The sequence below is a fragment of the Actinomadura darangshiensis genome (assembly GCF_004349235.1).
GTDB lineage: Bacteria > Actinomycetota > Actinomycetes > Streptosporangiales > Streptosporangiaceae > Spirillospora > Spirillospora darangshiensis.
In genome coordinates, this window is sequence record NZ_SMKY01000385.1 from 1 (window position 1) to 7,105 (window position 7,105).

6 protein-coding genes and 3 pseudogenes are annotated in these 7,105 nt (G+C 68.5%); 5 read left to right on the forward strand and 4 right to left on the reverse strand.

The genetic code is table 11. The features are described 5' to 3' along the window. Window positions 1-663, forward strand: a 663-nt coding sequence (locus tag E1293_RS49015) for an HNH endonuclease signature motif containing protein (RefSeq protein ID WP_207939426.1), incomplete at its 5' end; no start/stop codon positions are given. Window positions 664-986: 323 nt separating this feature from the next. On the opposite strand, the gene E1293_RS42295 is transcribed toward E1293_RS49015, so the two are convergent. Together E1293_RS42295 and E1293_RS42300 are read right to left on the reverse strand one after the other, a co-directional pair. Then, window positions 987-1,310: a hypothetical protein gene (locus tag E1293_RS42295; protein WP_207939427.1), complete on the reverse strand. Its 324-nt coding sequence runs from the start codon at window positions 1,308-1,310 to the stop codon at window positions 987-989. A gap of 22 nt (window positions 1,311-1,332) precedes the next feature. Then, window positions 1,333-1,614: pseudogene (locus E1293_RS42300) on the reverse strand (IS5/IS1182 family transposase); the annotation flags it as partial. 330 nt (window positions 1,615-1,944) lie between these two features. On the opposite strand from E1293_RS42300, the pseudogene E1293_RS42305 reads away from it, so the two are divergent. Then, a pseudogene (locus E1293_RS42305) lies at window positions 1,945-3,225 on the forward strand (IS110 family RNA-guided transposase). Window positions 3,226-3,234: 9 nt separating this feature from the next. On the opposite strand, the pseudogene E1293_RS42310 reads toward E1293_RS42305, so the two are convergent. Continuing rightward, window positions 3,235-3,671, reverse strand: a pseudogene (locus E1293_RS42310) (transposase); the annotation flags it as partial. A 161-nt stretch (window positions 3,672-3,832) separates the two neighbouring features. Between E1293_RS42310 and E1293_RS42315 the strand changes: the two are divergent. After that, window positions 3,833-4,852, forward strand: coding sequence for a winged helix DNA-binding domain-containing protein (locus tag E1293_RS42315; RefSeq protein WP_243717399.1), 1,020 nt, complete (start codon window positions 3,833-3,835; stop codon window positions 4,850-4,852). Between the two features lie 434 nt (window positions 4,853-5,286). Here the strand turns inward: E1293_RS42315 and E1293_RS42320 are convergent, their stop codons facing one another. Continuing rightward, window positions 5,287-6,018 (reverse strand): DUF7873 family protein, encoded by a 732-nt coding sequence (locus E1293_RS42320; protein WP_132205018.1) that lies wholly within the window; start codon window positions 6,016-6,018, stop codon window positions 5,287-5,289. A 22-nt stretch (window positions 6,019-6,040) separates the two neighbouring features. Between E1293_RS42320 and E1293_RS42325 the strand changes: the two genes are divergently transcribed. Next, window positions 6,041-6,526: a hypothetical protein gene (locus tag E1293_RS42325; RefSeq protein ID WP_243717401.1), complete on the forward strand. Its 486-nt coding sequence runs from the start codon at window positions 6,041-6,043 to the stop codon at window positions 6,524-6,526. Between the two features lie 41 nt (window positions 6,527-6,567). Next, the gene (locus E1293_RS42330) at window positions 6,568-7,068 is read left to right on the forward strand and encodes a hypothetical protein (protein WP_132205020.1); all 501 of its coding nucleotides are present in this window, start codon (window positions 6,568-6,570) and stop codon (window positions 7,066-7,068) included. Window positions 7,069-7,105: the final 37 nt, after the last annotated feature.

The window sequence follows — 7,105 nt, forward strand, 5'->3', positions numbered from 1 at the left end:
GTCCCCACCCCCTGCGGTGTCCTCCATGAGACCGGTAGCGCGGCCACTGGTACCGCGGCCACTGGTAGCGCGGCCATCGGCGTCGGGGCGGTCTCGGCCGGCCACGCCGAGCCGGGCGGGGACCCTTGCGACGGCGGCGGAGCCGGACACCACGTCCGTAGCGATACCGGCCACTCCAAAGGCCGGGTCGGTGCTGACGCGGAGGCCGCCTCCCTCGCCTCACTCGCCGACATCACCGATGAACTGCTGACGCAGGCGCGCGGAGAGGCCCATCCCCAGGACAGGCGCATCGCTGTCGGACGGGCCGCGCAACGCATCCACCACCAACTCGCCGGCGCCCGTGACACCGCCTGCCAAGGCGACGCCCACACCCACGGACGCCCCGGCCACCGGCCACCCGCCAAGATGCGTCAAGAGGTCGCGGCCCGGCACGCGACCTGCGTGTTCCCCACCTGCAACCAGCCCTCACACCGATGCGACCTCGACCACACCGTGCCATGGCGGCCCGGCATCACCTGCCGCTGCAACCTGGCCCCTCTTTGCAGACGCCACCACAGGCTCAAGCAGCGTTCCGACTGGCATCTCTTCCAGATCTGGCCCGGCCTGCTCATCTGGGTCACACCATCCGGCACCTGGCACGTCATCCGCCCCGACCGCCAGTGACCCTCGGCGCTTGAACGACAACAGAGCCCCGCCCGTCGTTCCTTCAGGCGGTCAGATCACCCATCAGCCCGAGCAGCAGGTCACCCCAGCAGAGGGCGAGGTGCCGACCGAAGATGGCGTGGTCGGGGCGGTCGCCGATGCCGGTTCGGCGGGGCCGGCGGGAAGCGTGGGCCGTCCGAACTTGACCAGGTCGCCGTCCACGATGTCGTCGTGGGTAGCCAGCAAGTCCCGGATGACCCGCGGCAGAAACACCACCTCACCAAGCTCGGCGACTATCGACTGGGCCGTGTTTCAGAAGTCGTTGGGCGTGCTGGTTGGCTGCGCTATCGGTGGGCTAGCCAGATGACGGTGTCTTTGGCGATCTTGCTTGTGTCGGTTTCGGTGGTCAGCCGGTGATCGCTGCGGCGGGCGTCGCGGTACTCGACTTCGTAGCCGCCTTCGGCCAGCAGGGAGATCGAGGCGTACCAGGCGGGGGCGTCTACGAGTGGTTCGATGGTGATGAAGGTGTTGTCGGTGAGGTTGAGGTCGCCGATCAACATGAAGATCGCGTCTTCGGACGGCTCGTCGACGAAGTCACCGCTCTCGGTTTCGGCGCGGTGGGAGGCGTTCTCGACGGCAAAGTGGAGGGCCATGGCGGGTCCCGTCACCTGAGGTGCTTGATCGGCACGGTCAGGATGGCACAGGCCCTGGTCGCAGCCACTCGCCGATCACGGCGATGTGCACACTGGCTTCGAAGCGGATCGCCAACTTGTCGTAGGGGGTGGCCACCGCCCGGTTCCGCTTGAGCCGGTTGATGCCGCACTCGACGGCGTGTCTTGCCTTGTAATCCTCGGCGTCGAACGCTGGAGGGCGTCCGCCCGCCGAACCGCGTCGCTTCCGGTGGCCGATCTGGTTGGCCGGCTCGGGGATGGTGCACTTGATCCCGCGTCGCCGCAGGTAGCGGCGGTTGTGGCGGGAGGAGTAAGCCTAATGAGCATGTAGGCCCGGCCCTGCTGGTCAACGGTGGAGACTTTGTGAGTAGCCGGTGCAGGGAGCGCTGCGACAAGACCGGTCGGTCCGTTCTGGCCTTGGTGGGGCCGGGCCTTTGGCAGTCGTGATTTGAGCCGTTTGCGGGGTCGTCTGTTGTGTGTGCCGGGGCCGGGAGCCGTTGAGCAAGTAGGAGGGCCCGTGAGGGTCTGAGGTCGCGAACGGCTGGTGGGATGGTGGACCGCGAGTCCTGTCATTAGGGTGCGGTGTGCCCTCGGCGGGCCGACACAACACGATGACTCGGGAGGGATGCCTATGACGGTGTTCTGTAGATCGACTGGTCCGAGCGGCACCACGATGTTGCGATCGTGGACGCCGATGGCGCCCTGGTGGCAGGGCGGCGCATCGGCGATGACGCGGCCGGTCTGAAGCAGCTGCTGGACATGCTCGCCCAGGCCGGGGACGGTCCCGACAGTCCCATCGCGGTGGCGATTGAGACCTCGCGAGGGTTGCTGGTGGCGTGCTTGCGTGGGATCGGGCGGCCGATGTTCGTCATCAACCCGCTGGCGGTGTCCCGGTATCGCGAGCGGCACTCGGTATCGCGAGCGGCACTCGGTATCGCGCAAGAAATCCGACCGTGCCGATGCGATGGTGCCGGCCAGCATCCTGCGCACCGACATGGCGATGCACCGACATGGCGATGCACCGACATGGCGATGCACCGGCCGATGCCGGCCGGCTCGGACCTGGTCCAGGCGATCGCCGTCCTGGCGCGTGCTCAGCAGGACGCGGTCTGGGACCGCACCCAGGCGCACAACAAGCGGCGATCGCTGCTGCGTGAGTGCTACCCGGCCTTCCTGGCGGCGTTCCGCGACGCCCGCGGCGGCATCATGCGTCCCGAAGCGCGCGCGATCCTGGCCGCTGCCCCGACCCCTGGAGCTGCGGCCGACCTGTCGGTCGAGCAGATCGTCGATCTGCTGCGCCAGGCCGGGCGGCAACGCCGCCTGATGGCCGAGGCCACCCGCCTCCACCAGGTCCTGATCGCCGAACAGCTGCGCCGGCCGGCGCCGGTTGAGCGGGCCATGGGCCGTCAGGCGGTGGCGCTGCTGCGGGCACTCGATACCGCCTGCGTCAATGCCGACGAGCTCGCCGAGGCCGCCGAAGAGGCTTTTGACCAGCACCCGGACGCCGAGATCATCACCGGCCTGCCCGGTCTTGGACGACTCACCGGCGCCCGGGTGCTCTCGGAGATGGGCGACGACCGCTCGCGGTTCGCCGGCGCCAGATCCCTCAAGGCCTGCGCCGGGTCCGCTCCGGTCACCCGCGCCTCGGGCAGGAGCGTGACTGTGATGCACCGACGCGTCAAGAACCAGCGCCTGGCCACCGCCGGCTACCAGCGGGGCATTCTCGGCGCTGACCGCCTCACCCGGAGCCCGCGCCCACTACCAGCGACGACGTGACGCCGGTGATCCTCACACCGCGGCGTCGCGCAACACCTTCAACCGGCTGCCCGGCTGTCTGCACCACTGTCTGCAAACCCGGCAGTCCTATCGGGAAGCCACCGCGTTCACACCGCGCTCACTTGCCGCAGCTTGACAAGCTAACCGCACGGGATGCCTTGTCCGCCAGCACCAGCAGTTCGGTGGCCTGTAGGGCGCGCAGGACGCCCCCAGATGCGCGCGGGCCTCAGGTCGTGTACTGCGCCGGGCAGCGCGCCCGACACCCACACGATTGCGCCGTCTGGGGCGGAGATGGCCTGCAGGTTCAATCCCGTGCTGCTTGTGTTTTCCTGAGTAGAACGGGCGGTCGGTGGCGATGCGGTCGATCGGGGTGAGGGCATCGTCCAGCGCCAGGTAGAGCAGCCCGTCCTCGACGGCATTGCGTAGCGCTAGGGCGGGCTTGGGTGAACGCGCGGCCGGCAGCTCGACCGTCTCGTTGATGTACCTCCAGGCGGTCGTGGTCGACACACCTAACCTGGCGCCGAGTTCGGCGAACGTCTCGCCCTTGCGTATATAGACCAGCACCGGCAGTGCTTGGCTGCCCAGCGGGCAGTATCTAGGCGATGTGGAATAGAGTGTTCCGTTCTGATAGAGTTTTGGGGACGGATCGTCTTCTCTGGGGTGGGGTCATGGTGCGGACGTTGGATCGCCGGACGTTGAACCGGGCGGCTCTTGAGCGGCAGCTTCTCCTGAAGCGGTCGGGTATGCCGGTCCTGGAGGCGGTCGAGCGGCTTGTCGCGGTTCAGGCGCAGGAGACCAACATGCCCTACATCGGGCTTTGGGCGCGTCTGGACGCCTTCGGGCGGGATGACCTCACCGAACTCCTCTACGGCCGGTCGGTTGTGCGCGGCTCGATCCTTCGCGGGACGCAGCACATGGCGTCGGCCGCCGACTATTCGTGGGTGCGTCCCCTCGTCCAGGAAAGCCTTTTGCGGGGGCGGCGGGCGTCGTTCGGCGGCGTCACCAAGGACTGGGACCTGGACGAACTCGCCGCCGAAGCCCGCAGGCTCCTGAACGGCCGGATCCTCACCCGGCCCCAGCTCGCCCGCGCGCTCGCCGAATGCTGGCCCGACCGGGATCTGCAGGCCCTCGGGTGGTCCGCGCAGGCGCTGGTGTCCGTGGTCCACCCGCCCCCCAGCGGAACCTGGGACAAAGGCGGCGCAACCCCGTTCGCGCTGGCCGAGGAATGGATCGGGAGGCCATTCGGCGAGGAGGGGGCCGACCGCCTGATCCGCCGCTATCTCGCGGCGTTCGGGCCGGCCTCGGTCAAGGACTTCCAGATGTGGTCGGGAATGCGCCGCATGGACGCCACCTTCGAGGAGCTTCGGGCGTCGCTCGAAACCTACCGGGACGAAAGCGGAGCGGAACTCTTCGACCTGCCCGGCGCGCCTCTCCCGGACGCGGACGTCCCCGCGCCGGTCCGGCTCCTCCCGGCGTTCGACAACCTGATTCTCGCTTACGCCGACCGCGGCCGGATGATGACGGACGAGCAGCGCAAGGCCGTGTGCATCGGGTCCATCACCAAGCCGACCCTCCTGGTGGACGGCCGAGTCCACGGCGTCTGGACGCTCAAGCACGACAAGAAGGCCCAGCACGCCGCACTGACCATCGAGCACTTCGCCCCGGTACCGGACGTGCCGGCCGTCGAGCGGGAGGCCGACCGGCTTCTCGGCTTCGCCGCCCCCGGCGCCGGCCACGAACTCCGCCTCGTCCCCTGGTCCTGAACGGACGGCGGGCCCTGGGAATCTACCCATTCCCAGGGCCCTGGTGCCGTCGTATTCACTCACCGGCGTTGTTCGGGTGGCGGATCATTTTGACAGCGCCCGTGTTCTTCCATTGAACTACCGCAGCATGAGAGCCGCGGGCCAGATTCGAACTGGCACTTCGGGTACCTGGGCCCGCCTCCGGGTGGATCCGATGATGAACGGCGAATGCTGAATCTGGAGCGATAGTCTGAGCTTGACGCGGCCGCCTCTGCCGGACTTGGGCCACTCGGGCGCGAATGCCCGAGGGGGGATTCGAACCCCCAGTGTCACCGCTTTGCAGACTGAGCTTCATTCTCAGCTTCGCGCCCTTGCGGGCGCGCTCCCCGCGCTCCAGCGGGGAAGTCTCTAGGGGGGCCTTTCCCGTCCCGGCGGGGCCGGAACGGGAAAGGCCGTTACGCGAACAGGTAGGCGAACACGGCGTCGCCGGCCTGCCGGTCGTCGACCTCCGCCGCGTTGGCCTCTTCACGTGCGTACCGCACCGCGGCCTGCAGCCGGTCGACGCGGTCGCGCAGCTCGTTCACCCGGCGCGCCGGCAGCGCCCCGGAGAACGCCACCTTGGTCCACGTGCCGACGATGACGTCCTCGGTGAACGTCTCGACCTGCGCGGGGTGCTTGTCGGTCGCCTCGTACAGGACGTGCGCCCGCGGCACCTTCTTCGTCCGGGACGTCTCGACCGGGTCGGTGCGCCACACGTCCTGGCTCTCGTCGTAGCTCCACGCCTCGGCGGCGTCCAGGACGGGGAGCTTCTCGATGAGCGCGTTCAGGTCCGTGAGCTGCTTCTCCAGGAAGAGCAGGTAGGTGACCGGCACCCGCGCCAGGATCGTCTGCCCGTCGACCACGATGTCGGCCCGTGCCTCGCCGTTCGCCCAGTCCTTGGTGGCGACCACGTCGAACAGCCGGGTCAGCGACCGCGCGACGTCGCGCAGCGCGTCCTCGGACTTCACCTGCACCTTGGTGGACTCGGGCGGAAGCGTCTCGCCCTCCTCGTCCTTGGCGCGGTAGACGCGCGAAATACCGGAAAGCAGCGCCGGCTTCTGCAGGACGCGGAGAACGTCGGCCAGCTCGCGCTGAGCCCGGCTCTTCACGCCTTTCTCGACGGCGATGATCTGATTGAGCTTTGCCATGGTCGTTTCACCTTCTCCCGTCATGAACGAGTTCCACGCTACTGAACGCGGCCCGCGAACCCCTAACGATTTTTCGCCCATCGGCGACGAGGTGCGAGTGCTGCGGCGGCATGGCAGAATCCCGCGCATGGTGACCGAGGAACTGGTGCAGGTATGGCGGGACGTCATCCAGGGCGACGAGAAGTCGTGGGTGCTGTTCGAGAACGGGACCTGCGTCATCCTGATGGAGCCCGGGGACGACCTGAACGCCCAGGCGATTGAACTGCTGCGCGAGTACGGGCCCGTTCACGCGGGCTCATCGGCCGGTGACTTCGGGACGGTCGATCTGGACGCGGCGCCCGGATGGGCGGTCTACGGGCACCACAACGACGTCCTCACGTATGTCGCTCCGGAAGAGGTCGAGGACGGCGCGAACGATTTGGCCGTCGGTCTTCTCGGCCGGTCCAAGCGCGATCAGGACGGAACCGAACTCACGGTCGTGCATGTGGAGGACAAGCGGCCTCGGTGAATCGCCGTCCTGTGTCGGCGGATGTCGGTACAAATGTCTACGTGGCTGAATGGGACGAGGACGCGTGGGCGCGGTTGCGGGCGGCCGCGCACCGGGGGATCGGGGACGCGGAGGTCCTGCGCGGACGGCCGTTGGGGCCCGTCCTTCAGTACGCCGGCGACGTGCTGCTGGCGGCGTTGACGCAAGGCGGCGAGGTGCGGGAACTCGCCCGCGAATGCGTCGCGGAACTGCGCGGACGTGATCTTCCCGGCGATGCCGAATTGGCCGCCGAACTCGGGGCGGCGCTGGGAATGTGCCAGGCGCCGGAGCGGGCGCCGCTCCCGGTGGATCTGGGTGCGGTGGCGGCCGCCATGGACGATGCATTCCGCGACGCGGGACTCCACGTCGTCGACCTGGAGTGCGGTGACGTCCTTCCGGCGGACGAAGGAAATGGCCTGCCGATTCCCCCGGCCGATCTGCCGGAGAACGAGGAGCTCAGACGGGGAGCCGCCCGTGAATGGCTCGCCGAGCAGGGGTACCGGCCCGTCCCGCGAAGCCTTTAGCGCAGCCGCACGCTGGTGGCCGGGGGCGGGACTTGGC

Bases quoted from the DNA above. Each gene is read 5' to 3' on its own strand.
- E1293_RS42315 (WP_243717399.1), top strand. From the start codon at position 3,833: ATGCCGGTCCTGGAGGCGGTCGAGCGGCTTGTCGCGGTTCAGGCGCAG.
- E1293_RS42320 (WP_132205018.1), bottom strand. From the start codon at position 6,018: ATGGCAAAGCTCAATCAGATCATCGCCGTCGAGAAAGGCGTGAAGAGC.
- E1293_RS42325 (WP_243717401.1), top strand. From the start codon at position 6,041: ATGAACGAGTTCCACGCTACTGAACGCGGCCCGCGAACCCCTAACGAT.